At 43.4% G+C, this 26,710-nt stretch carries 22 protein-coding genes and 1 rRNA gene; 22 read left to right on the top strand and 1 reads right to left on the bottom strand.

The window, feature by feature from the left end; genetic code table 11:
• Window positions 1-61 precede the first annotated feature (61 nt).
• From AB4Z50_RS06190 to AB4Z50_RS06095, 20 genes are all read left to right on the top strand, one after another.
• On the top strand, window positions 62-1,282 hold the full coding sequence (locus AB4Z50_RS06190) for a M24 family metallopeptidase (protein WP_441877568.1): 1,221 nt from the start codon (window positions 62-64) through the stop codon (window positions 1,280-1,282).
• 24 nt (window positions 1,283-1,306) lie between these two features.
• Complete coding sequence (locus AB4Z50_RS06185; RefSeq protein ID WP_441876940.1) at window positions 1,307-1,786, top strand: PH domain-containing protein; 480 nt, start codon at window positions 1,307-1,309, stop codon at window positions 1,784-1,786.
• Entirely contained in the window at window positions 1,779-3,311 is a 1,533-nt protein-coding gene (locus AB4Z50_RS06180; protein ID WP_441876937.1) for a PH domain-containing protein, read from the top strand. Before AB4Z50_RS06185 ends, AB4Z50_RS06180 begins: the two co-directional genes overlap by 8 nt.
• Window positions 3,312-3,458: 147 nt before the next feature.
• The gene (gene sigY, locus AB4Z50_RS06175; protein ID WP_441876934.1) at window positions 3,459-3,992 is read left to right on the top strand and encodes an RNA polymerase sigma factor SigY; all 534 of its coding nucleotides are present in this window, start codon (window positions 3,459-3,461) and stop codon (window positions 3,990-3,992) included.
• The gene (locus AB4Z50_RS06170) at window positions 3,979-4,317 is read left to right on the top strand and encodes a YxlC family protein (RefSeq protein WP_441876931.1); all 339 of its coding nucleotides are present in this window, start codon (window positions 3,979-3,981) and stop codon (window positions 4,315-4,317) included. Before sigY ends, AB4Z50_RS06170 begins: the two co-directional genes overlap by 14 nt.
• On the top strand, window positions 4,305-4,526 hold the full coding sequence (locus AB4Z50_RS06165; RefSeq protein WP_441876928.1) for a sigmaY antisigma factor component: 222 nt from the start codon (window positions 4,305-4,307) through the stop codon (window positions 4,524-4,526). Before AB4Z50_RS06170 ends, AB4Z50_RS06165 begins: the two co-directional genes overlap by 13 nt.
• A gap of 37 nt (window positions 4,527-4,563) precedes the next feature.
• On the top strand, window positions 4,564-4,773 hold the full coding sequence (locus tag AB4Z50_RS06160) for a PLD nuclease N-terminal domain-containing protein (protein WP_339207436.1): 210 nt from the start codon (window positions 4,564-4,566) through the stop codon (window positions 4,771-4,773).
• Window positions 4,770-5,720: an ATP-binding cassette domain-containing protein gene (locus AB4Z50_RS06155; protein ID WP_441876925.1), complete on the top strand. Its 951-nt coding sequence runs from the start codon at window positions 4,770-4,772 to the stop codon at window positions 5,718-5,720. Before AB4Z50_RS06160 ends, AB4Z50_RS06155 begins: the two co-directional genes overlap by 4 nt.
• Window positions 5,717-6,562, top strand: coding sequence for an ABC transporter permease (locus tag AB4Z50_RS06150; RefSeq protein WP_441876922.1), 846 nt, complete (start codon window positions 5,717-5,719; stop codon window positions 6,560-6,562). The genes AB4Z50_RS06155 and AB4Z50_RS06150 overlap by 4 nt, the downstream gene beginning before the upstream one ends.
• 104 nt (window positions 6,563-6,666) lie before the next feature.
• A complete protein-coding gene (locus tag AB4Z50_RS06145; RefSeq protein WP_339207439.1) occupies window positions 6,667-7,050 on the top strand; it encodes an ATPase in 384 nt (127 codons plus the stop codon).
• Window positions 7,051-7,222: 172 nt separating this feature from the next.
• Window positions 7,223-10,282, top strand: coding sequence for an ATP-binding protein (locus AB4Z50_RS06140; RefSeq protein ID WP_441876919.1), 3,060 nt, complete (start codon window positions 7,223-7,225; stop codon window positions 10,280-10,282).
• Window positions 10,283-10,341: 59 nt separating this feature from the next.
• Window positions 10,342-11,448 carry a response regulator gene (locus AB4Z50_RS06135; RefSeq protein ID WP_441877565.1) on the top strand — a complete coding sequence of 369 codons (1,107 nt, stop codon included), beginning with the start codon at window positions 10,342-10,344 and terminating at the stop codon, window positions 11,446-11,448.
• A 249-nt stretch (window positions 11,449-11,697) separates the two neighbouring features.
• Window positions 11,698-15,852: an Ig-like domain-containing protein gene (locus AB4Z50_RS06130; protein ID WP_441876916.1), complete on the top strand. Its 4,155-nt coding sequence runs from the start codon at window positions 11,698-11,700 to the stop codon at window positions 15,850-15,852.
• 265 nt (window positions 15,853-16,117) lie between these two features.
• Window positions 16,118-16,405 carry an Asp-tRNA(Asn)/Glu-tRNA(Gln) amidotransferase subunit GatC gene (gatC, locus tag AB4Z50_RS06125; protein ID WP_076271888.1) on the top strand — a complete coding sequence of 96 codons (288 nt, stop codon included), beginning with the start codon at window positions 16,118-16,120 and terminating at the stop codon, window positions 16,403-16,405.
• A gap of 35 nt (window positions 16,406-16,440) precedes the next feature.
• Window positions 16,441-17,898 carry an Asp-tRNA(Asn)/Glu-tRNA(Gln) amidotransferase subunit GatA gene (gene gatA / locus AB4Z50_RS06120; RefSeq protein WP_076271889.1) on the top strand — a complete coding sequence of 486 codons (1,458 nt, stop codon included), beginning with the start codon at window positions 16,441-16,443 and terminating at the stop codon, window positions 17,896-17,898.
• Window positions 17,899-17,934: 36 nt separating this feature from the next.
• Window positions 17,935-19,374: an Asp-tRNA(Asn)/Glu-tRNA(Gln) amidotransferase subunit GatB gene (gene gatB / locus AB4Z50_RS06115; RefSeq protein ID WP_339207443.1), complete on the top strand. Its 1,440-nt coding sequence runs from the start codon at window positions 17,935-17,937 to the stop codon at window positions 19,372-19,374.
• 148 nt (window positions 19,375-19,522) lie between these two features.
• Complete coding sequence (locus tag AB4Z50_RS06110) at window positions 19,523-20,233, top strand: MgtC/SapB family protein (RefSeq protein WP_441876910.1); 711 nt, start codon at window positions 19,523-19,525, stop codon at window positions 20,231-20,233.
• Window positions 20,215-22,140 carry a DUF4097 family beta strand repeat-containing protein gene (locus AB4Z50_RS06105; protein WP_441876907.1) on the top strand — a complete coding sequence of 642 codons (1,926 nt, stop codon included), beginning with the start codon at window positions 20,215-20,217 and terminating at the stop codon, window positions 22,138-22,140. Before AB4Z50_RS06110 ends, AB4Z50_RS06105 begins: the two co-directional genes overlap by 19 nt.
• Before the next feature lie 77 nt (window positions 22,141-22,217).
• Window positions 22,218-22,652, top strand: a complete 435-nt coding sequence (gene perR, locus AB4Z50_RS06100) for a peroxide-responsive transcriptional repressor PerR (RefSeq protein ID WP_441876904.1) — start codon at window positions 22,218-22,220, stop codon at window positions 22,650-22,652.
• 219 nt (window positions 22,653-22,871) lie between these two features.
• Entirely contained in the window at window positions 22,872-24,494 is a 1,623-nt protein-coding gene (locus AB4Z50_RS06095; RefSeq protein WP_441876901.1) for a glycosyl hydrolase family 18 protein, read from the top strand.
• A 170-nt stretch (window positions 24,495-24,664) separates the two neighbouring features.
• Here the strand turns inward: AB4Z50_RS06095 and AB4Z50_RS06090 are convergent, their stop codons facing one another.
• Window positions 24,665-25,024, bottom strand: coding sequence for a YgzB family protein (locus AB4Z50_RS06090; RefSeq protein WP_076271895.1), 360 nt, complete (start codon window positions 25,022-25,024; stop codon window positions 24,665-24,667).
• Window positions 25,025-25,177: 153 nt separating this feature from the next.
• On the opposite strand from AB4Z50_RS06090, the gene AB4Z50_RS06085 reads away from it, so the two are divergent.
• Together AB4Z50_RS06085 and AB4Z50_RS06080 are read left to right on the top strand one after the other, a co-directional pair.
• Window positions 25,178-26,062, top strand: coding sequence for a nucleotidyltransferase-like protein (locus tag AB4Z50_RS06085; protein WP_441876898.1), 885 nt, complete (start codon window positions 25,178-25,180; stop codon window positions 26,060-26,062).
• 380 nt (window positions 26,063-26,442) lie between these two features.
• Window positions 26,443-26,710, top strand: a 16S ribosomal RNA gene (locus AB4Z50_RS06080); the annotation flags it as partial.

The following is a 26,710-nucleotide window of genomic DNA, read 5'->3' as shown; positions in this document are numbered from 1 at the left end:
AAAATTTGGAAAATTGGTGTAATAAGAGGAGGGAAATAAATAGGAGTTGATTAACGAAGTGATGGATATTAAAGCAGATGTTCCTGCTGAGCTTATCAAACAACGAATTGAGCGATTGCAGGACGTTATGAAAGCAGAGCGAATTATTGGTTTTCTTATTACTCAAAATGTAGATCTATATTATTTTTGCGGATCTATGCAAACGGGTTATTTATTTATTCCAAGCATTGGGGAACCTACCTTTTATGTACGTCGCAGCGTTCAACGCGCTAAGCTGGAGACGGTCATTCAGGTAGAGGAGCTCGGTGCTTTTCGTGTTTTTGGAGAAACGCTGGCAAAGAACTATGCGTATTTGTTTAACAAAGGAGAGGAGCTGCGGATAGCCGCCGATCTAGATGTGCTTCCAGCGCAGCTTTACATCAAGCTGACGGAGCTGCTTGGCACATCGGGACGTTGCGAGCTGATGGATGGCTCAGCTCACATTCGGAGATTGCGAATGATTAAATCTCCATGGGAAGTAAGCCGTATCGAGGAAGCTGCCGAAGTAGTGGCACAAGCATTAAGCGAGGCGCTGAATGATCTTAAGGAAGGAATCAGCGAGCTTGAATGGATGGCGCGTGTTGAATATGAGCTTCGTATACGCGGACATATTGGTTTGATGCGCATGCGCGGATATAACCAAGAGATAACGACCGGTATGGTTATTTCGGGAGCTGCAGCAGCGGTTCCATCCTATTTTGACGGACCTGCGGGCGGACTTGGTCTTGGCGGGGCATCGCCGCAAAGCGTAAGCAGATCGATCATCAAACGCAATGAACCTATATTAATTGATATTGGCTGCTGTGTAGATGGATATGTTATTGATCAGACACGTACAGCTGTAATAGGGAAGCTTTCTGAAACCCTTCACCATGCCTACAAGGTGTCGGAGTCAGTAATTGCTGATTCTGAGAAACTTATGATTCCTGGCACGCCTTGCGCAAGGCTTTACGAGGCTGCGCTTGAGAGCTGTGCAGCGGCTAAGCTAACGGATCATTTTATGGGTTATGGTGCGGATCAAGCGAAGTTTCTAGGGCATGGCATTGGACTTGAAATTGATGAGTGGCCTGTGTTGGCAAAAGGTTTTCAAATGCCTCTGCAGCCCGGCATGGTTATCGCAGTTGAACCGAAATTCACGTTTCCGGGAGAAGGCGTGGTCGGTATTGAGAATAGCTATTTAATTACGGAGCAAGGCGCTAGGGCGCTGACTCGTTCCAAGGCGGAGCTCATTCTTTTGCCTTAACAAATAGAGGGGGAAACGATAGAAATGAATCGAAAGTTAACGAATCGGCTTCATCGTGATTATATTACGGTTTATCGCATTAGTGAGCTAATTACGAACGGTATTTTTCTCGCTTTAATCATCGCCTATTTTTCTTGTGCAACGATTTGGGATTGGACGCTAATACCAGGATGGATCGCATTATCCATTTTTGCCATCTCTTTTATTATGTTCACTTGGGTTATTCCAGAAATGAAGTATACGCGATTTTCATATGAGCTATTTGACGATGAGCTTGAAATTCAATCAGGTCTTATCTTTTTGAGCAATGTTCTTGTTCCGATGGTACGCGTACAGCATGTCGAGCTTGAGAGCGGTCCTCTGATGCGGAAGTATGATCTGGCTAGCGTATCAATAGTTACAGCTGCTACAACCCACCGAATCAGTGGTTTGAAGCAAACGGAAGCAGAGCAGTTGAAACGTAAAATTGGAATTTTGGCTAAGGTGGATGATCAGGATGAATGATCGCCGCACGCTTCATCCAATTTATATATTGTTCGGACTGCTGAATACGATTAAAGGTTTTATTCCTGTTATTTTGATCGGCGTATTGAAAGGGACCAGTTGGACTAATTTGAATTGGTACTGGTATACCGGGGCAGCCGTGTTATCTGTCGTATTATTAGTCTTTAGTTTTTTTGAATGGAAGCGTTTCGGATTTTGGCTGGAAGAGGATCGTATTATCATTCGAAAAGGCTTGTTGTTCAGGGATGAGAAAACGATCTACTATACACGTATCCACTCCGTTAACGTCGAGCAGCCACTTATACAGCGGATACTCGGGGTTGCTCAAGTGAAGATCGAGACGCCTGGCGGCAATAAGAAGGCAGATGGGATATTGCCGGCACTCTCTATAAAAGAAGCAAATGACATCCAATATATGCTTAGAAAACAAGCATCGTCGATCGTTGTACCGACTGACCCGGCTGCTGAACATATCGCGGTCAATGAACAGGCTGATGAGCAGGTTGTTGTAAAAATAAACAATAAGCCGCTTACACCGCAAGCTCCGACTGTCGAGGCCAGTACCAAAAAATCGGAGATAACGTTATCGGCTGCGCAGCTTCTTCAAGCAGCTGCGACATCGACTAATTTTGGTCTCGTAGCGGCGTTTTTGGCGGGTTTGTTTTCTTTTGCAGATGATATTATCAATCAGCTTCTCCCGGATCACTTTTTTGAAACGGTTGTCGAGGATTCAACTAGTTTAATGCCAAGCTACATACTCATCGTAATTGTTGTCGTTATTGGAATTGTGCTGGCATGGCTTCTGTCTATTGTTTTGTACGTGCTGAAGTATAGCGGCTTCTCCATTAAAAGAGATGGCAGGCAAATTGCAGTTTCTTATGGTTTACTTGAGAAAAAATCGTTTGTTTTTGACCCGAAGAAGGTTCAGGCGGTTATCGTCAACGAAGGACCGCTCCGGCAGGCGATTGGTTATGCGGAAATCCAGCTTCAAATCGTATCATCGGACAAAAAGGAACAGCTTATGCTGCATCCTTTTCTGAAGTTTTCCGATATTCAAAAAGTACTCGATGAATTTGTTCCTCAAATGAACATTCCTTCGAGAGCTAAGCTGATCGGTGCGCCAAAACGTGCCTTCATTTATTACGTTAGAATCGAATTATTGATTACTCTGCTTTTATGTACCGCATTGATCGTATTATTTAAAGCAGATGGGTTATGGTCGCTAATACTGTTGCCGATAGTTATTTTGTGGAGAAAAAGCTGCTATAACGCTGCGGGGGTTCATTTGGGAGAAGGCCAGTTAACGCTTCGCAATCGTTTTTTATCACGATCTACTTATATGGTTAGGCGCCCGCAAATTGTAACGATGAGAGTAAGCCGCTCCATTTGGCAGCAGAAAAAAAATCTGTTTGCAATAGCGGTTCGGGTTCTGGGCAGCCCTTACGAATATCGTGTGAAATCACTCGATCGTGCGGACTTGCAGCCCGTATGGAATTGGTACAGCCGCAGTCATAACAAACAATAGAATATGGTTTCCATTCAACAGCTGCGGAAGAGCTAATATTTCCGCAGTTGTTTTATTTTAAAAAAATAAATTTAAAAGCAAATGAACGAAATGTGCTAGTGAACCGTCTAAGCTACAAGTGAATGAAAAAGAGGAGGTTGCGCGCTCGTGCATGACGAGACGAAGCTAATTAAGCAAGCAGTTCGCGGCGATTCGCGAGCGCTCTCGGAACTGCTGCGACAAAATTATTCATTTCTGTATCAATACGCACTTAAAGTAACGATGAACAAAACACGTGCGGAGGATGTCACACAGGAAACGATGCTGAAAGCGATTGAAAAAATAGCGACCTTTCAGATTAAAGCCAAATTTTCTACTTGGCTTATAACGATAGCATCGAGGCTCGTTGTTGATCGAATTCGGCGAAACGAGCTTGAAAAGCATTGGGTGCAAGAGGAGCAGTCGCTCAGGTCCATTCGCTACAATACTTTGCAGCGAGGAGATGAATGGCCCGAGGCGCTTCAAGCATTAGGTGATCTGAATAGCGATACTCGAATACCGGTATTGTTGAAATATTATTACGGCTACTCACAAGAGGAAATCTCCTCGATGCTGGATATCCCAGTAGGGACAGTAAAATCAAGGCTGCATAATGGGTTAAAGCAGCTGCGGAAGGAGCTAACGGAGCATGAAGAAGCTTAAAGAGGAAACAGAGGATCAGAAGTGGTTCGATGATCAACTGCAAGAGACATTAAATCGATTTGATGCTATTCATGCACCGCATGTTCCAGAGCTGCAAAGATTCGAGGACATGGTGGATGCGCATAAGCAGCAAATGAAAAGAAAGCTATGGAAGGATCTTTTGATTTTTTGGCTGTTAGCTTGTTTAATTTTTGGAATGATGATGTGGATGTTGGATCGTAACTTGGTATGGTTCGCTGTGCTTCAAGTGGTCATTGCCGTTGGAGGCATAGGTTTTGTTGGCATAACGTTTGGTCGAAGGAAGGTGCGAACATGGAAGAGCTGAAGATCATACCGATTTGGGGATGGATTTTGCTTATCTCTGTCTTGATCGCACAATCAACGTGGCTATTCATCGATGCTCGTAAAAGGGACAGTATGCCTTGGTTTTGGGGGTTATGGGGTTTGATTCAGGCGCCGATGCCGCTTCTCTTTTATTTTATTTTTGTGCGGAGCGGATGGTTTCCACGTCGCCGTGGAAAAGGAAATGAATAGCCTGATCATTTTTAAATCGAACTAAGGGGGCTTTAAAATGAATAATCAAATCGAATTATCGGATATATTACCTATCATTGCACCAATAATCGTTATTCAATTGATCTTAATGGTGATTGCATTGGTATTGTGTGCTAAGGCGGAGAGTACACGCGGTCCTAAGCTGATGTGGGTTTTAATTATTATATTTGTAAATATTTTTGGCCCGATCGCCTTCTTTATTGCTGGAAGGAGGAATGAAAGATGAGCGCATTGCTTCAGGTGAAGGGACTCACAAAAACGTTCGGTACAGTTGATGCAGTAGCTGGAATCGATTTTTCGATTGCGACAGGCCACTGTGTTGCCCTTCTAGGACCGAACGGAGCAGGGAAAACAACAACAATTAAAATGATTACAGGCCTGCTTAAGCAGACGGCAGGACAAATGGATTTTATGGGATCTGCTCAAGCAGGCAATCATCGTGAGTTGATTGGATACTTGCCGCAATCACCGTCGTTCTATAATTGGATGACTGGAATGGAATATGTGATATATGCAGGTAAATTATGCGGTCTCAGCGCTGCAGAGGCCAAAAAACGAGCCAAAGAGTTGCTGGAGCGTGTCGGGATTTCCTCTGCTGCGAAGCGGAGAATAGGCTCCTATTCCGGAGGCATGAAGCAGCGCTTAGGTCTGGCTCAAGCGCTTGTCCATCAGCCTAAGCTGCTTGTTATGGATGAGCCCGTTTCAGCGCTTGATCCGATTGGACGCAGAGAGGTGCTTGAATTGCTGCGTGAGCTGAAGCGGGAGACGACGGTGCTTTTCTCGACGCATGTTCTGCATGATGCCGAGGAACTGTGTGATGATGTCATTATTATTCGGAATGGGAAAGTTGCGCTGCAAGGAGCGATTGAGAAGATTCGCAATGAGCATCGCAAACCGATCATTGAGCTTCAGATTGAACGTGATGCAAATTCAGAACGCTGGTTATCCTCTTATGTAGAGCGTATCCAGCCGGCCCTTACGAATAGCGGCAAAACTAGTCTCTTTCAAGATGTTCAATTGCACAATGGAATTGCACGATTTACTGTAAACGAAGTGGATGCAGCTAGACGGAGTTTGCTTGAAGAATTGACGAGAGAACAAATTAAGGTAAGCAAATTGGAGATTGGTCATTCATCATTGGAGGATTTATTTATGAGGGTGGTGACTGCATGAGTACAAAAGAAATGAGTCGTTTACAGACAGTTACTGTTCCTTCAGCTGGATCGTCAAGCTTTACTCGATACATGGTTATGGTTCAAAAGGAGCTTCTCGAACTTATGCGAAGCTTTAAGCTGCTATGGGTGCCATTAGTATTTATATTGCTCGGTATTATGCAGCCGGTATCAACCTATTTCATGCCGGTCATATTGGAGAAGGCAGGAAGTTTGCCGGAGGGAACGGTTATCGAAATTCCTACGCCGCTCGGTACTGAGGTTCTTGCACAAACACTGCAGCAATTTGGCACACTAGGGGTTCTTGTTCTCGTGCTCGTTTGTATGGGGACGGTGTCTGGTGAGCGTATCAACGGCTCAGCATCACTTATTCTTGTAAAGCCGATTTCGGTATTATCTTACATCTGCTCCAAATGGACAGCTATCGTTATGCTTACCTGGGGTTCATTTATAGCGGGGTATCTTGCTTCTTGGTACTATACAGGCTTGTTGATCGGCGATGCTCCAATGGATAAGGTGTTTAACAGCTTGCTTATCTACGGTTTATGGCTCACCTTTGTAGCAACGATTACGCTCCTTTTCAGCTCGCTGCTTCGGAGTCCGGCGGCTGCGGCGTTCTCGGCATTGGGGGGAGCTGTCATTTTATCCATTTTGACGGGGCTGTTTCCTAAGGCACTGGGGTGGAGTCCAGGCGCATTAAGCGGTTTTGCCTATCAAGCCGCGGTATCAGGTATAGAAAATAATAGTCGATTCGGTTGGTCGATTTTGATCACAATGATATGTATTGCAGCGTCTATTTGCTTATCAGCAACGGTTCTTCGCAGAAGTTCAGCTGTTGAATAATGTAATTATTCCGTCTATCAACTCTCTTCGATTGGACACCGCTATCATTTTTTAGTAGGATAGTAGTGAAAGAATCAGCGGCGAAGAAACAGGAGTTGAGGACGATGCTACAGCTAGGCACAAAGGTCGTCATTGTGGCTGACCAATATGAACAAAACCTGCCCATCGGGGAACATGGTTATATTATAGCTTACGACCGCAATGCGGATAATGTATTTGATTACGTGCTCAGAGTACCCTCTGCGAATCGTAATTTCCTTATTCCTGATGAAGATGTAGAACTTGAAGAGGTACTCATTCAAGATGAGGTTGACCGCATTGAACGTGAGGCTTTAATTGATTTTGCTCTTGCTACACATAATGAAGAATTGTTTAAACGAATTATGAACGGTGAAGAAGAAACGGAAGCGGAACCAGAGAGTACGGCAACGGAGACGCTTAGCCCAGCGGACTTTATTCGTCAGGTTAATTTAAAGGCTTGGATTTAAAAGAATAGCTTGAGCTTTGGACTGTCCTGTAAGTCACTTTGGTGACCGCGGAACAGTCTTTTTTTTATGCCTAGAATTATAGAGATTTATGTGAGCTTGTGGTGATAAAATGGACGAAATGTTATGAACCGTGGAAGGGGCTGCTGCATTGCACAGAGAGAGCGTTAAAAGATTGATCAAAATAGCAGTATTTCTACTCATTACAATTGTATTGACAGCCAGCCTGCAGGCATTAACGCAATCTAACCGAGACTTGCCGCAAGCAAAGCGGGGAGTGCTGGATTTATCTAATTGGAGCCTTGAGCAGGATGGCCCTGTTTTTCTTGATGGTGAATGGGAATTTTACGAAGGACAGCTGCTTACGCCTGCCGATTTTCACCAAAACAATTCGGGAATTTCTTATTTATCTGTACCTGCTACTTGGACAGGGAAAAACGCTAAAGGAGGTATGGCTCGAAAAGGCTTTGGGACATATCGTCTAAAGATTCTTCTCCAAGATGAAAAGGAAGGTTTGGGTCTGAAAACAAGAAGTATCCGAATGGCTCATCGGTTATTTATTAATGGCAAATTGGAAAGCGAAAGTGGACAACCATCCTCGAGCAAAAAATTGAACATACCTGGAAATACGCCTTCTAGCGCTTTTTTTCAAACCGAAACGAGGGAAGTTGAGCTTGTTATTCAGGTATCCAATTATGTGTTTGTCACTGGGGGGATCGTCAATTCGATTTCGTTCGGATTGGATTATGATATTAGCAAGATGAATGGCAGACAGCTAGGCATAGGAATTGGACTTGTTTTGATTATGGGTATGTTCGGGGCGTATCATCTTATCTTTTATTATCTTGGACGGAGGAATAAAGCTTACTTGCTTAGCGGATTGTACCTGCTAATCTTGTCTTTAGAGCGTTCACTGAATGGTGAGAAAATATTTCAACAGCTGCTTCCGAACATTCCATTCGACATCACTTATAAGCTGCTTGATTTGAGCCAAGTTTTAAGTGCTATGGTCATTATTATATTTTTTTGTTCATTTGATGCCAGGTTATTGTCGCCGAGAAACTTAAAGCTGTTTCAAACGCCATTTATCCTTTATATTGCTGCTGTTTTGCTGCTGCCGTACAGCGTTCACATTAATGTAAAAGGTTTAACTTTATATTATTTAGGGCTGTTGGTGTCGTATATCATTTTGAAAATGGCTGTATTTTACATACGCAGTGAGAGTACTTCGTCTGAAGGGAAAGAATGGCTTCTGTTCATTGGGAGCGGCGTTTCTTTGATGGTTTTTCTCATATACGATGGTCTCTACTCGACGAATGTCGTAGACACTAATTTAGTGGGAACATTCGGTATTATCGGATTTATTGTCATTATAAATATTTTGCTCGCTGTAAGATTTTCGAATGCCTATGAGAAAACTGAAATACTCTCCCGTCAATTGCTCGTTTCCAATCAACTGAAGGATGAGTTTTTGATGAGTACCTCTCATGAGATCAAAACACCTCTGCACGGTATTATGAACATGACAGCTCATTTGCTTGAGGATGAGGATCATAATTTGCAGCCAAAGCAAAAACAAAATCTTTGGTTGATCAAGGATACTTCCACTAAACTGTCTATGTTAATTCATGACTTAATTGATGTAAGCCGCTTGAAGCATGGAGAATTAAGGCTGCATATGACAGTGGTGGATTTGCGAGTAGCCGTTCAGATCGTATTTGATGTACTGCAATTCGAGCTAGCTGGGAAGTCGGTGCGATTAGACAATCAGGTGGAAGTGGATATTTGGGTAGTTGCAGATGAAAGCAGACTTAGACAGGTGCTCTATAATCTGATTTATAACGCAATTAGGCATACAGAGAACGGCTGGATAAGGGTTAATTCGAGGTTGTTGGACAATAGGGTAGCTATCACTGTTGAGGATACGGGAAAAGGAATTCCGAGCAATAAATTTTTGAAGGTTTTCGAATATTTTGAGCAGCTGGAAGAAACGCTTCCGTCGGATGGTTATATGGGAATGGGCGTTGGTCTGTACATTAGCCGCAAGCTGGTTGAGCGAATGGACGGCGAAATTCGAGTGGATTGGTCCGAGATCGGTGAAGGAACTCGTATGCTCTTTACACTGCCTAGGGCTTTAGACATTCAAGGCTATCGGGAAGCTTCGGCATCCTCAGAAAACGAAATGGTGCAGCGAGTGACAGCTGATCACGCCTCGCTCGACGTTATAGGCTATTATGATCGTACCATTTTAATAGTGGATGACGAGGCCTCCAATATTTATAGCTTATTACATATATTAAAGCAGCATCGATACAATGTGATTACAGCATTTTCGGCTAAAGAAGCGATGTTCAAGATGGACGAGCATCCTCGTGTGGACCTTGTTATTTTAGATGTCATGATGCCGGGTACTTCTGGTATTGAGCTATGCCGTACACTGCGAGACCGCTATTCGATTCTAGATTTGCCCATTCTCTTCGCGACTGTTAAGGACACACCTGCAGATATTGCGTTAGGTTTCAGGGCAGGTGCTAATGATTATATAACGAAGCCATTTGATGGTGAGACGCTGCTTGCTAGAATCCAAACATTGATTGCAATGAAAACCTCCATTCAGGAGGCCATTCAAAATGAGCTAGCCTTTCATCAGGCTCAAATTAAGCCTCATTTTTTGTTCAACGCGTTAAGCAGCGTTATTTCCTTCTGTTATACAGATGGAGAAAAAGCAGCCTATTTATTGTCGATGCTAAGTCAATATATACGCTACATTTTAGATACGGATCGATCTAATTTAGTCGTTCCTCTAGACCGTGAGCTTGAATTGATTCATGCCTATGTTGAGATCGAAAAGGCTAGGTTTGGAGAGCGGTTTACTTTTATCTCTCATGTAGATGAAGGTCTTCAAGATGTAGAGATTCCTTCTTTATGCATACAGCCCTTTGTTGAGAATGCGATCCGTCACGGGTTGTTTGATAAAGAGGGAGAGGGCACTGTTTCATTAAAGATTAATGAAGGACATGGCTATATACAAGTAACCGTCGAGGACGATGGTGTTGGAATGTCGGATATTCTGCTTAGTCAAATAACGAGCGGAGAGAAGCGGGATGGGGGCATTGCCATCGCTAATATTCGAAAGCGGCTAGAGGCCATTTCTGGTTCTGCATTCACCGTTCATTCAGAGCAAGGGAGCGGAACAAAGATAACGATGTATTTGCCTTATGGTATCGTAGGGTGAATAATCATGACGCAACACTTGGACGATATTTTGTATGAAGGATTAAAGGGGTGAAGATTATGTTTCGGGCTGTCATTATTGAAGATGAGAAGCCGATATTGGAATTGATGAAGGTTATTTTAGGACGGAATACTAATTACACCATTGTGGGAGCTTTCACTAATCCTATTGAAGCACTAGAGAAGATGGAAGACATTAAGCCCGACGTAGCTTTCATAGATGTGGAGATGCCTAAGATGAATGGGCTTGAGCTTGCACGGAAAGTACGGGCGTTAACGATACAGACAGAAATTGTTTTTACAACTGCTTACAAGAACTATGCTCTGGACGCGTTTGGAGTAGAAGCGATTGATTATATTTTAAAGCCAGTAACACCTTCAACAATTGAACGGGTGACAGAACGTTTAGTTAATAGGCAGCGCGCAACTACAATGGTCATCCCTCAAAAGGATTTATTTATGATCCAATGTTTTGGTGGGTTCGAGGTTCGCAATTCGGAAGGGGTTCCTGTACATTTTCGGACACGCAGGGCTGAGGAGCTGTTTGCCTATTTTCTGTGTCATTCGGGACGCAATATTAGCAAATGGCAGGTAATGGATTTGTTGTGGCCGGATATGCCGGAGGAGAGAAGCTCTTCCAATCTATACAATACAATTTATCTTATGAAGAAAATATTGAAAGAAAATGAACTCGGCATGAGCATTCGCAAAATGAATGATGGCTACATGATGGAAACGGGAAACCAAATGTATGATGCGCTAGCGTTCCAACGCTCAAATGTCTCTTTTGCCGAGGGGAAGCTGGATAGGGAGCAAATGGAGTATTTATGTGCGCTGTATCGAGGGCCGCTGCTGGATGGGAAAACCTATCTATGGAAAATACCACTGGAGGAAGCTTATTTTAAACAATACTCCACGATGACCAAAAAGCTAGTCGAAGATGATTTATTATCGAATGACTGGAATCAAGCGGAGCATCGCCTCGACAAATATTTGGCTGTTTATCCGCTCCATGAAGAGATGAATCAGCTTATGATCGATATTTATGAGAGACAAGGGAACAGAGAGAAGATGCTTCGACTATATACGAAATATGAGAGGGTCAGCCGCGAAGAGCTTGGAATAGAGCCGTCTTTGGATATGAAGAGCAGGTTATCTTCGTTCTAGATTCATTAAAAATATAGTTATAAACCATTAGAGCAGAGGAGTGTCCTCTGTTCTTTTTTGTTTTTTCGACATGTTGTGACGAATTGTGAGATTTTGTTGAGTTCTAATTGATAAGATTCTTCCAAACATGGTAATAGCCAATCACACGGTGGGAGAGAGGTCAAAAATATGCTTAGTTTAGTAAGGTCCAAGAAGATAATCAGTATTGTATTATTCGCGCTGATGGTCAACCTATGCTCGTCATTGTTTATGGAGGATGGGAGAAAGGTAAAGGCGGCTGGAGCTGGAGAAGTTTCTGTATTTAAAAAAGCGTATATTACAAGCTTTATCAATGGTACTGTCGATGTTGTTAATCTATCGGATCTGACTGTAGAAAAGGCTAAAATCACGGTAGGAAGTCAACCGAACAGCGCTGCGATCAACCCCAATCAGAAGCAGGTGTTCATAACCAACAGAGCAAGCAATACGGTCTCGGTTATTGATCCGGCGAAGGATGAGGTAATCGCGACCATACCAGTTGGAGTTCAGCCTCATGGCGTTGCCTTTAATAAGGATGGAAGTAAAGCTTATGTGGCAAATGACTCAGGAAGCTCGATTTCAGTTATAAATACAGCATCACTTGTAGAGGAGAAAAGAATATCCGTAGCTACGCCTATAGCGATGGCATTGGTTGGGAATGATCTTTATGTTACTAGTAGAAGCGGAAAACTTACGATTATAGATATAATAAGCGAAACAGTTGTGAAGGAAATTACCATTGAGGGGGAACTTTACGGACTCTCGGTTAATCCCTCAGGCACAAAGGTTTATGTGGCTAACTTAGTAACTAATTTCGTAAACATAATTGATACGAGTTCAAAAACTCACGAAGCGGATATACTGGTTGGCAGCAAGACAACTGCAACAGAAGTTAGTCCTGATGGCAGTAAGATATTTGCAGCACATGGCTATAATGACTCTGTGTCAGTAATCAATGCGGCAACCCTTAAAGTGGATGCTACCATAAATGTTGATGCTAACCCTTACGTCATCGGCGTTTCCAAAGATGGTCTTCAAGCGTACACGATTAATTATGGCTCGAGCAATATGAGTGTTATTAATACAACGACAAATACGGTCGTCAAAACAATTGAGCTCAGTGCGGGTCCTTTTATGGTCGGAACCTTCATGGTTCCTGTTGCTGTTGCATTGGATGCTGAACCTTCTGAACCGTCAGAGCCAGCTGATAATCAAGCTCCTGTTGTGACAGCACTAACTCCAGTTAAGGGTGCACAGAATGTTGGTGTGGATACTAATCTTAAATTAACGTTTGATGAGAAAGTAAAGGCATTGGCGGGTAAAAAGATAACGATTTGGAAACCTCGGGAATTATCAATGATTAACGGACCAGATTATCCGATCTTAATAAGCGATGCAACGTTAGTAGAAACAATAGATGCAGGTGATTCGACAAAGGTAACAGTCTTGGATAATGTAGCAACGATTAATCCAGCAGCGGATCTGGAATATCAGACGAATTATTTTGTGAAGATTGAACGATCTACTTTTACGGATATTGCAGGGAACGGCTATGCTGGATTATCCGCTGATGTCGAAATTCATGATGGTCAAGTACAGGATACAGTTACCGAATCATGGCATTTCAAAACGGGTAAGGCAGCAGATACTGTTGGCCCGGTGGCGACAACATTTGTTCCAGCGAAAGCTGCTGTGGATGTTTCCATCAGTACAGACATGACATTAACGTTCAACGAAAATGTGAAGGCTGGAATAGGCAAGAAAATAAAGATTTTTGAACCGGGCAGAGCCACACCGGATGGAACAAATCCAACGGCTCCAATTTTGTTAGAAGAAATATCTTCAACAGATACGAGCAAAATAACGATTTCTGGGAACAAAGTTACCATTAATCCAACGAAAAACATGAAAAACAATACCTATTATTATATTCTCATGGATAAAGGTGCGTTTCAGGACATATACAATAATGATTTTGATGGCATGTTCCAATTCATTCAGTTAATGAACGAAAACGTAATGTATATGGGCGAGCCAGGAAAGATATGGTTTTTTAAAACAGAAGCTGCACCAGACACAACGGCGCCTATAGCTACTGGATATTCACCAGCGAATAATGCTCTTGATGTGGCGGTAGATGCGAGTTTGCAGCTGACTTTCAGTGAGATCGTGGAAGCGATGGCGGGCAAAAACATTAGCATCCGCAAAGCAAGTGATGATAGTGTTGTTGAAACCATTGCAGCTAACGATACTGCAAAATTGACACTAGCAGGAACTAAGGCGACCATTAAATTGTCAACTAGTTTAGCTAACGATACGGGCTATTACGTTCTGATTGATGATGGAGCCTTTAAGGACAAGGCAGGCAATACGTATAAGGGCATAACAGGTAAGACGATCTGGAGCTTCAAGACAGCAAAGCGTGTTTCGCCACTAACTGTCACGACATTATCTCCTATTGATGATGCTTCAGCAGTGGCCACTAACTCCGATTTGTTGCTAACTTTTAGCGAGAATGTACAAGTGATTCCGGGTAAAAAGATTTTTATCAAGAAGCAATCTGATGACAGCATTGCTCATACTTTTGAAATTAGCAGCATAAGCGATGTAAGTGTATCGGGTAATAAAGTAAAGATAAATCCTTACCTAATGGTATCGGATGCTCCAGGGAATTATTTGGAATACAATACTGCTTACTATGTTCAAATCGAAGCGGGAGCACTGAAAAGCACGACCAGCAGTGCACAATACGCAGGTATTGCAGACAAGACAACTTGGAACTTCACTACAGGCGCTGCTCCGGAAAAAAACGAACTGAAGGTTACAGCATACTCACCTGCCGGAGGGTCAAATAGTGTTTCTCAGAGTACAGCTCTAAAACTGACGTTTAGCACAAATGTTCAGGGAGTAAACGGCAAGAGCTTTGAAATTAGAAAGAAGTCTGACAATAGCGTTGTGCATAAAGTGAGTATCGGAGAAATGGGAGTCGATATATCGGGAAATACGGTAACGATCAATCCTCCAATCCTCCCGCAACCTGGCAATGGGCCTAAGGTCGAATATTTGGAGCCAGGTACAGAATATTACGTCCTAATTGCAGCTGGAGCTTTGAAGGATAAAGACGGAAACAGCTATGCGGGTATTTCTGATAAATTAGTATGGACCTTTACCACGGAGCCAGATTTGGAACTGGATACAGACGGAGATGGTATTCCAGACTCCATTGATCCAGACGATGACAACGACGGTTTGACGGATGAGCAAGAAGCAAAAATAGGTACAAATCCGAAAGATCCAGACACGGATAAGGATGGAATCAACGATAAGGACGATCCATTCCCAACGGATGCAGCTAAACCGGGTACAGTAAACGGTGAGCTGGATACAGACGGAGATGGCATTCCAGATTCGACTGATCCAGACGATGATAACGACGGATTAACAGATGAGCAAGAAACTAAACTAGGTACAAATCCGAAAGATCCAGATACCGACAAAGATGGAATCAACGATAAAGACGATCCATTTCCAACGGATGCAGCTAAGCCGGGTACAGTAAACGGTGAGCTGGATACAGACGGAGACGGCATTCCAGATTCGACTGATCCAGACGATGATAACGATGGATTGACGGATGAGCAAGAAAAAGCAATTGGAACGAATCCAAAAGATCCAGACACGGACAGAGATGGTGTCAATGATAAGGATGATTATTATCCGTTGGATCCAACGAGATCCAGTTATTCAGGCAACAACTCGGGTGGCAACGTGACGCCAAAGCCCGATAAGCCTGATCCGGTTGAAGTTCCAGATCATAAAGAAGTCAAAGCTTATATTATTGGTCATCAGGACGGAAGCTTTAAACCAGAGAAAGGGATTACACGTGCTGAAATGGCAGCGATACTTGTTCGCATACTGGGCAAGGAAGCTGAATTATCTTCCGTGAGCAGCACGGGCGTTGATGCTGAGCATTGGGCTGCAAAATACATTGCAATTATAACCGAATTGGGTTTAATGGTTGGTTATCCAGATGGCAGCTTCAAACCAAATCAGACGATCACTCGTGCGGAAATGGCTGTTATTATTAATCGATTGATGGAGCATATTGAAACCGGCGGCAAAAGCTTCTCTGACATTAATGGGCACTGGGCACAAACGGCCATTGATCAGGGGACTGCAGCAGGAATTTTCAACGGATATAAGGATGGTACATTTGCACCAAACCGCGTTCTTACGAGAGCAGAAGCTGTTGTCATATTCAATAGACAGCAGGGCAGATCTCCTCTAGCAGGAGCAGATCAACAATGGAGTGACGTTTCGCAGAAGCACTGGGCGTATGAAGATATTCAGACTGCGAGCATCGACCATGAGATTAAAGAGCAATAATGCTAACGGTCATCTAGAGCATTTCAGTAAGAACCTGATTCTCTAAAACTAAAAAGCAGCCTGCCTCACAACAGCTTAAGTTGTGAGAGTGGGCTGCTTTTGTTTGTTTGATAAACGATTGCTTTTACGCCCAACTCTTCTGTTGGAGATCCAGTTCCTTTTATGTGGAAATTAAGAAGTGATTTGCCGTTTACATTGATGTTCTCCCTGTATGTGAGATATAATAGGAAGAATGATTACAGGAATAGGAAAGGAAGAATACCTGATGAGCATTTCACCTAAGGATGTAGACCATGTAGCAAGACTTGCGCGGTTAGAGCTATCCGATTCGGAGAAGGATCAGTTTACGGAGCAGCTCAATGCGATTTTGAAATATGCGGAAAAGCTAGAAGGCTTGGACACGGAAAATGTTGAGCCAACCAGCCATGTGCTCCCTATAACGAATGTAACGCGCGCGGATGAGAAACGCCCGTCGCTGCCGATCGAGAAGGTTCTGCTCAATGCGCCTGATGAAGAAGATGGACAATTTAAAGTACCTGCGGTGCTTGAATAATACGAATGGGTTTAATTTGAAGGGAGGAACTACTGTTGGCACTGTTTGATTTGCGCCTGCAGGATGTACATAACAAGCTTAACAATAAGGAACTGTCTGTTTCTGAGCTGGTTAGCGCATCATTTGCGAGAATTGCGGAAACTGAGCCTGCTATTAAGGCTTTTATTACATTAAATGAAGAGAATGCACGCTTGCAGGCTTCCGAGCTGGACAAGCAATTGCAAGAAGGCGGCGACCAAGGTTTATTGTTTGGATTGCCGGCGGGTGTTAAGGATAATATTGTGACTGAAGGTCTACTGACCACTTGTGCGAGTCAGTTCTTAAGCAATTACAATCCTATTTATGATGCCACTGTTGTTCGCAAGCTGAAAGCAGCTCAGTCGGTAACGATTGGCAAGTTGAACATGGATGAATTTGCGATGGGCGGTTCCAACGAGAACTCCAGCTTCTATCCAACTCGCAATCCATGGAATACGGATTATGTTCCAGGCGGCTCAAGCGGCGGATCGGCAGCTTCGGTTGCTGCTGGACAAGTTTATTTCTCGCTTGGCTCCGACACTGGCGGCTCGATTCGTCAGCCAGCTGCTTATTGCGGTATCGTTGGCCTCAAACCAACATATGGCCTAGTATCACGCTTTGGACTTGTTGCTTTTGCATCTTCTTTAGACCAAATCGGTCCGCTTACCAAAAATGTTGAAGATTCCGCATTTGTGCTGCAAGCCATTGCTGGTTACGACACAAGCGACTCTACATCAGCGAATGTGGATATTCCAGATTACACAGCAGCTCTTACAGGTGATGTAAAAGGTCTGCGTATCGGTGTGCCTAAAGAATACCTAGGAGCTGGTATTGATCCGCGTGTGAAAGAAGCGGTACTTAAAGCGCTGGCAGTATACGAATCACTGGGCGCGACTTGGGAAGAGGTTTCACTTCCGCATACGGAGTATGCAATCGCTACTTACTATTTGCTTGCTTCCTCGGAAGCATCGTCAAATCTAGCTCGTTTCGACGGCGTACGTTACGGTGTACGTGCGGAAGATCCTGCAAATCTCATTGATTTGTATAAGAAATCCCGCAGCGAAGGATTTGGCGCTGAAGTAAAACGCCGGATTATGCTTGGAACCTATGCTCTAAGCTCTGGCTATTATGACGCATATTATTTGAAAGCTCAGAAGGTGCGTACACTTATCAAGCAGGACTTTGACCAAGTGTTCAGCCAATATGATCTCATCATCGGACCTACGGCTCCGACACCTGCGTTCCGAATCGGAGAGCAAGTTGGAGATCCATTAACGATGTATTTAAACGATATCTGTACGATACCGGTAAGCTTGGCTGGCGTTCCTGCCATTAGCGTTCCTTGTGGAACGGCAGATGGCTTGCCGATTGGCTTGCAAATTATCGGGAAAGCGTTCGACGAATCGACGGTGCTGCGCGCCGCTCATGCGTTCGAGCAGCATACAGAGCATCATAAACAACGTCCGCAGCTATAAGCGGATCTATATACGTTTACGAAGGGATCGATACGAATGTCTGAACCGAACAAATACGAGACGGTTGTCGGGCTGGAAGTCCATGTGGAGCTGCATACGAACAGTAAAATCTTTTGCGGCTGCTCTACAGCTTTCGGCGCGCCGCCGAATACCCATACCTGTCCAGTATGCCTTGGACATCCCGGCGTTTTGCCGGTATTGAATCGCCAAGCCGTTGAATATGCAATGAAAGCGGCAATGGCTTTGAACTGTCAAATTGCAGATATCAGCAAGTTTGACCGTAAAAACTATTTTTACCCCGATTCGCCAAAAGCGTATCAGATTTCGCAATTCGATCAACCGATTGGTGAACATGGCTGGATTGATATTGAAGTGGGCGGAGAAACCAAACGAATTGGGATCACAAGGCTGCACCTTGAAGAGGATGCAGGCAAATTGACTCACGTCGATGGCGGTTATGCATCACTTGTCGATTTCAACCGTGTAGGTACGCCGCTAATTGAGATCGTATCAGAGCCTGATATTCGTACACCTGAGGAAGCTAAAGCATACCTCGAGAAAATCAAAGCCATCATGCAGTATTGCGACGTTTCTGATGTGAAGATGGAAGAGGGCAGCTTGCGCTGTGATGCAAATATAAGCCTTCGTCCATACGGACAAAAGGAATTTGGTACACGTGCGGAGCTTAAGAACATGAACTCCTTCCGCGGCGTTCAGCGCGGCCTTGAGTATGAGCAGTTCCGCCAAGCGGAAATTCTCGACAGCGGTGGTGAGGTCATTCAGGAGACTCGTCGTTTTGACGATGCACTTGGTAAGTCCTTCTCTATGCGCGGCAAAGAAGAAGCACATGATTACCGCTACTTCCCGGACCCGGATCTAGTACAGCTTCATATTAGTGAAGACTGGAAGCAAAGCATTCGTGCGACAATTCCAGAATTGCCTGATGCGCGCAAAGCGAGATATACGGCTGATTACAGCTTGCCTTCCTATGATGCTGAAGTCATTACTTCATCTAAGAAGCTTGCTGATTTCTTCGAGGAGAGCCTTTCTTACACGAAGGATGCCAAATCCGTATCGAACTGGATCATGGGTGATTTGCTTGGTTATTTGAATGCCAACGGTCAAGAAATTACCGATGTGAAGATTACTGGACAAGGCCTAGGTGAAATGATTGGTTTGCTTGAGAAAGGCACAATCAACGGTAAAATTGCCAAAACGGTATTTAAAGCGATGCTGGATTCAGGCAAGCTGCCACAGCAGATTGTAGAGGAACAGGGTCTCGTTCAAATCAGTGACGAAGGCGCTATTCAAGCCATCGTTAACCAGATCGTTGAAGCAAATCCGCAATCTGTTGAAGATTACAGAGCAGGTAAAGATAAAGCAATTGGCTTCCTTGTTGGTCAGGTTATGAAGGAATCAAGAGGGAAAGCAAATCCTGCACTCGTGAATAAGCTGCTTGTAGAGCGCTTGAAATAAGAGCAGTTGCACGCAAAAAGACGCGGTTCATCAACATGATGAACCGCGTCTTTCTTTTTGAATATCACTCTGGACAGAAGACCTGTAAGCTCCATACGCTGCATACAATTATGTTACAATAGCGAATATAGAAAGGTCGGGATTGTTTATGCTGCTAAGTACACTTCATAATCCTTGGTATATTAGTGAACTTCATATTTTATTAAGGCTGCTGCTTGCCTTGCTATTGGGCGGACTTATTGGCTTCGAGCGAGAACAGTCGAATCATGCTGCTGGACTTCGAACGAATATTCTAGTTTGTTTAGGTTCTTGCTTGTTGATGCTGCTATCCATGTACGGTTTCTCAGCATTTGTCGACGAGCCTAACGTACGGGTTGACCCAGCGCGACTTGCAGCCGCAGTTATTACAGGCATTGGATTTCTAGGTGCAGGTACTATTTTATTTACCGGAAAATCAATAACGGGTTTAACGACAGCGGCGTCCCTATGGGTCGTTTCTGCAATTGGATTAGCAGTCGGAGCAGGCTTTTATTTTGCATCAGCTACCGCAACGATCATGGTTCTTGTAACATTATGGGCGTTTAATAAGCTGGAAAAAAGGTATATTAGTGCAAAGAAAGAGCACTTGCTCAAAATAAAAGCTAATAATTTATCTCAAGCTATGCTTGAATTAAATAGCCTACTGACTGATCGGAAAATCATCATGAGAAAAATGCTGCTGGAAGAATGCGAGGGTGAAGAGGAAGGCGAGCAGATTTTGCTGCAGGTGTATATTACACTGCCTAAATCAGAAGCATTGTTAGTGCTCATCGATAATATAAAGCACTTGGAGGGTGTACGTTGGGTCAGCTCAGAATAAAACGAATAAAAAATAGGCTTCTCACCGTATTATTCGCATTTGCTATGCCAGGAGCAGGACATATGTATACGGGACAGCATCCGAAAGGCTTACTGTTAATTGCGGCCTTTTGGCTGGATTTGACGGCGATTGTAAGGTTAGCCGATTCAGATGGCGGCAGACATTTGCTGTTGATCGTTTATTTAGGTATTATGCTTCCTATTTTTTATTTTATTAGCGTGTTTGATTCCTTGCAAAGCGCGGATGCCGATAATAACATCCCCGTTGCAATGAATCGCACACATGGTATTTTACTTTTGGCGGCGGGAAGCGTCATGCTTATTTTAGTGAAGCCTCCACAAGCGATTTTACCCTGGATGAATGAACTAGCGGAGTTATGTGTTGGCCCGATTATTATAATCGCTTCAATATTGCTGCTGTCACGTTCAAGGAAAGGAAGAGTTATTATGTTTAAGCTGGGACGCTTTACAGCAGCGGCACTGGTATTGGTCGTGGGAGGATTGCTTCTCTGGGATCAAATTCAAGGACGGAATGATATTTCATTGCTTGGTCAATGGTGGCCGGTTATTTTTATATTGTTAGGTTTAGAAATCATTCTATACAGCATAAAGTTTAAAGACATAGAAAAAAAGCTTCGATTTGATGTTGGAGGCGCGATGATTGCTGTTGCGATTTCGTTGACCGCTTACGTTGTGACCCAATACGCGGATATTCCTTATCGTTGGCTGGATCAATTTAATGTTGATTTGAACGGGGCAGCAGAATTTGGAGAAGAGAAAGGATTTCATTATGAGAAGACCATCATTAAGGTTCCTTTAGATGAAGCGATTTCTCTCATTCGTGTTGTTAATCCCAATGGGCAAGTAACCATTCGATCGGGTGACGTACAGGAAATAGAGCTTTTGACTGCTGTGTGGGTTGATGTGCCAGGCAAAACGGAGGCTGATGCGATCGCAGAGCAATCAACAGTCAAAATTAATCCAGGCGCTGAAGTAACGTTGGAGGCGAAGGGTCAAACCTATGGCGCTAACGGCAGCAGAAAACCGAGAATGAATATGATTATTACCGTACCAATGTCTTTGTCTGATCAGGTTGAGGTTAATCAACAGCCTACAGAAACACCGTTATCCTTGGGTTCGGAAAGTATTGATACGATTGGCGAAGAAGTTGATGCGGGAGCATCTGATGTTGATTTGAACGATCAGTCCGCAACTGAAAAGCCTACGGATACAGATGCAGGTTTAAATGGTCAATCTGAACAACCGCCTCAGAATGCTGAGGAACAGAAGCCTGTATTAAAGATGAAAGTTGAATCAGGCAATGGTTCAATTGAAGTCATGAATTTGACGCTGCCAGGCGGCCTTGAGCTCCGAAGCAATAGCGGAATTGTTTCCGTAAGCAACATTAAAGGTCCTATCTCCGTCAAAGGTAATAATGGCGGAATTAATGTGAAAAGCATAACCGGTGATACCAGTCTTGAAACAAAAAATGGTACGGTTACTGCAGATTCTATTGAAGGTAAGCTTTATGCCAATACACTCAATGGCAGTTTGGAGATCAAGCAGATTGATGGAAACATTGAAGCAGAAACAAAAAACGGGAAAATCAAAATGGACGGTGCAGGCGGTTCTGTTAAAGCGGATACGCTGAATGGGAACATTGAACTAAGCAGTGCTGAAGTTAGCGGAGATTGGGATCTCGATAGCTCCGTCGGAGAGGTAAAGCTTGCAATACCGGCGAATGCTCATTTTACGATGTATGGATCGGTAACTTTCGGTAATATTGTGTCCGATTTGCCGCTTGAAGTAAGTAAGAAAACGATAAGAGGCACTATTGGCGACGGCACTTTCAGGATTCAGATTAATGCTACGAACAGCATTGCAATTAAGCAATTTGGACTATCCTAAAAAGGCGCTTTCATTGACAAACTCTTAAATAAGAACGTACAATAGCTTTAATAACTTTAAGGAAGGGCGTGAGGGGAATGGGAGCCAGCGTTAACTTAGCACTTGAGCAACTGAAGATGAATGGCGTCCGAATGACCCCGCAACGTCACGCCATATTAAGCTACTTGATGGACTCGATGTCGCATCCGACTGCAGATGAAATTTATAAAGCGCTCTCACCAGTTTACCCGAGCATGAGCGTAGCTACCATATATAACAATCTGCGTTTATTTGTAGAAGCTGGATTAGTGCGTGAGCTGACTTATGGCGATGATTCAAGCCGGTTTGATTCGGATTTATCCGATCATTACCATGCCATTTGCAAAAATTGCGGTTCAATCGTCGATTTTAATTATCCACCGCTGATTGAGGTAGAACGTGCAGCGTCACGTGTAACAGGTTTTGTGGTTGAAGGACATCGGATGGAAATTTACGGTGTTTGCTCGACTTGCAATACTAAATCAGCGAAATAATTGGCGTTATGCCTACAAGAACGTGCCGGGAAGCGATACAACGCTAATCTGCACGTTTTTTAATAGTCGAATAGTATTTTGAAGTTAACATTACAGGAGAGTGATGACTTGGAAACGATGTACAACCGAGCGCCACGCCGAAAAGGCAACAGAGGTGTTCGGAGCATAATATTGTTGTTTTTGTTAGGAGTAATAGCTGTCTTTTGTTGGTATGGATATATGCGTTTTATTCCTAACAATGAAAAGGTAGAACCAAATTATAAGTCAGAGCATCCTATATTTATTCAAGGCGTTGAAGCGGAGCAAGGAGCTATTATCGAAAATGATGAAGTTAAGCTGCCGCTTTCGGTGCTGGAGCAGGTATTAGGAGCGGACAAGCCTATAAGATATGAGCCTGATTCAGGTTCAATCATTTTGACAACTGCCAATAAGGTGCTTCACCTCAAGACGGATTCTTTAACGGCGACTATCAACCAAAAACCATATGATCTAACGATTACTGCAGAAACGTCTAATGATACGGTCTATATTCCTGCAGAACCTTTGGAGGAGTTATATGGGCTGAAAGTAGAATTCGTAAAAGAGACAGGCACAGTAACGCTGCTGAATGCAGGAGACATGGTTCAGCTCGCTGAGGCTACACCTGAGAAAGGGGCGGCTATTCGAACCGAAGCGACTATTCGAGCGCCTTTTGTTCAAAAAGTTCCTCAATCACAGTCAATAAGAATTTGGAAAGAGCAGGAAGGTTGGCTGCTTGTTCAAAACAGCGAAGGCATCATCGGTTTTATGAATAAAAAAGATGTGAAGCTTACTTCTATTGAGAAAATGCCCGAGCAGGCGTCAGAACCTCCATTTATTGCGTGGAAGGTGCTCGGCAATAAAATTAATATGACATGGGAAGCTGTTTATCAACGGAAAATCGATACTGCCAAAATAGCGCCGATGCAGGGAGTAAATGTCGTAAGTCCAACCTGGTTTGAACTTGCCGACGACAAAGGAACAATAAAAGGCAAGGCTGATCCCGCATATGTAAAATGGGCACATCAGCAAGGGATGCAGATTTGGGCGCTGTTCAGCAATAGCTTCGAGCCTGATCGAACGACAAAGGCATTAGCGTCAGTGGAAACTCGGTTCTCGATGATACAGCAGCTGATCGGCTTTGCTCAAGTATATGGATTGCAAGGGATTAATTTAGATTTTGAAAATGTACACACGTCGGATAAAGCTAACTTTGTACAATTTGTTCGGGAGCTGACTCCGCTTTTACACGAGCAAGGCTTGGTTGTCTCCGTGGATGTAACGCCCAAGTCGAATAGTGAGATGTGGTCGCTGTTTCTTGATCGTGCAGCGCTTGGCAATGTTGTAGATTATATGATGGTCATGGCTTACGATGAGCATTGGGCTGCGAGTCCAAAATCGGGTTCGGTAGCATCGCTGCCTTGGACAGAGAGTTCTCTTGTTCGTATCATGCAGGAGGATGCCGTACCAGCAAGTAAAATTATTTTAAGCATGCCTCTGTATACCCGGATATGGACTGAAAAAAAAGGGGAAGACGGTAAAATAGACGTTTCCTCAAAGGCAGTAGGCATGAAGAAGGTTAATGAGATTATTACGACTAAGAAACTTAAGCCAGTGTTTGATGCAAAAGCAGGTCAGAATTACGTGGAATATACGGAAGACGGAAATTTGATGCGAATATGGATTGAGGATGAAGTATCCATTAAAGCTCGAGTAGCGCTTGCGCGTAAATATGATTTAGCGGGTGTAGCAACATGGCAGCGTGCGTTCCAAACGGAAGCTATTTGGAAATCTATCGACGATTCTCTTAAGCTTAGGCCATAATTCATTTATAAATGTTAAATAAGAAACGCCTCCTCACATGTGAAGACATGGAGGAGGCGTTTCTTATTTTTATAATGCTGCGATCAAAAGTTGGTTTTATTAGCTTTTTACCTTCTTAGTAGAATAAAGGTTGTTTCCTAAGAAAGAATCAACCGTATATTCACTATAGGTTAAACTTGCTGTTCAGAAGGAGTAGTTGTTGCTTGTGCAGGATCAAGCGTAAGTATCGTTTTGCAATACATACAACGATCTGTTTTTCCAAGCATCTTGGTTGGACGCGAGCATTCTGGACACTGAAGCATTGTGGCGCTTGTTGACATCATGCCAGCCCAGAAATAAACGGCTACGCTGATTAACAAGGAGATCATGCCGATTACCATGAAGATAGCAGCAATAATTTTGCCTGCTTGTCCCCAAAAAACAATGCCGGCTGTTCCGAGTATCATGACTCCCATGCCAACAAGGGTGAAAACGAGTCCCCATAGACGGAATTCATTGATTTTGGCTGACTTGAAAAAGAACTTATTCATGTATTCATACCCTTCCTATGACCAATGACTTATGATTTTGAAACAGTTTCTGAGTTAGTAAGCAGGAATGTGCCTCCAACCTGTCGAAAAAGAATAAAACTGTAGAATATTATTATAGCGTAATAAAATGTGATTAGCTATATGGAGGAACCAGTGGAACATATAAAAGCGTACTTCTCGGACAGCTATCGAGATGAACCTCATTTAATCGGTTTGGCTGTTATTGAAAACCCATATCCTTATAATCCTTTAGCTGATGGATTAGATTCATTAGTACTTGTTGTAATGAATGAAGAGATTGAGCGGAATGATACGGAGCATGTCCAAATCGAGGATCAACGGGTATTGATTCGAACGATTGATTCGAATGGATTGAGTGAATGGTTGTCTGGTGGCGAAAACCGCAATATTATCGAGTGGCTAGTTCGGGGGGAGATCTTGGTGGATCGCGACGGCTATCTGAGCAGTGTTCGTGAACGTCTGCTTCAGTTTCCTGCTTCAATGCGGGAGCAAAAGCAGTTTGCTGAATTTACGGGTTTCTTAAGAACGTATTTACAAGCAAAGCAGGATCTATTGGATGGTAATTTGTTGGATGCATACAGTCATGTGCTGACAGCCTTGCATCATTGGGCTCATATCGTTCTTATAGAAGAAGGAAGGCATCCTGAGCTAACCGTGTGGAAACAGCTGAAGCGAGTTCACCCAGGAATATATAAGCTCTACGAGGAGCTAACGGTAAGCCCAGAAACATTGGAGCAACGAGTACAATTAGTTATGCTTGGCTGCGAGTTTTCCGTTATGAGCAAAATGAAAACAAGCTGCGCGTTATTATTTAATATACTTGGCAGTCGCGAAGAGCCTTGGAGTATTGCGGAGCTGCAATCACACTCCACATTAAATATTTTGCATGGTGATTTATCACTTGTTCTTCAGAAGCTTGTAAAGCGGGAGTACATTCGTGAGGTTGCTGTTATGAATGAAGCAGGAGATATAGGTGCGCTTGAACTTCGATATATGAACAACGTGAAAACAAGCTAATGATTCAACCGTTTATAATAGTAGAAGCGCATGTCATGCCCTATGTTTATAGAGGCAGGCATGCGCTTCTTTTGTTTAAAATAAAAAGTAGAAAACATGCTTGACTTATATTAGTATCAGATGATATATTAGTACTCGCCGCTTTTACAGGATACATAATCGCGAAAACGACATTTTAAAAAAAATGTCGAAAAACGAAAAAAAGTACTTGCAAAGAGATAGGCAAACGTGATATATTATAAAAGTCGCCGATACGAAATACGCGGTTGACACGAAAGAAAAGATTGCTCTTTGAAAACTGAACAACGAGTAATAACTGCCTTGCAAATCCTTCGGGATGAGCAAATATAGCGATAAAAGTTATGAGCAAGTCAAACACCAATTTGGAGAGTTTGATCCTGGCTCAGGACGAACGCTGGCGGCGTGCCTAATACATGCAAGTCGAGCGGAGTTGATGAGGTGCTTGCACCTCTGATACTTAGCGGCGGACGGGTGAGTAACACGTGGGTAACCTGCCTRTAAGACTGGGATAACATTCGGAAACGAATGCTAATACCGGATACGCGATATGGTCGCATGACTGAATCGGGAAAGATGGAGCAATCTATCACTTATAGATGGACCCGCTATCACTTATAGATGGACCCG

The organism is Paenibacillus sp. 2TAB26 (assembly GCF_052115145.1).
Taxonomy (GTDB): domain Bacteria; phylum Bacillota; class Bacilli; order Paenibacillales; family Paenibacillaceae; genus Pristimantibacillus.
Note: the sequence above shows the minus strand (reverse complement) of the source record. Positions and strands in the feature narration are given on the sequence as shown.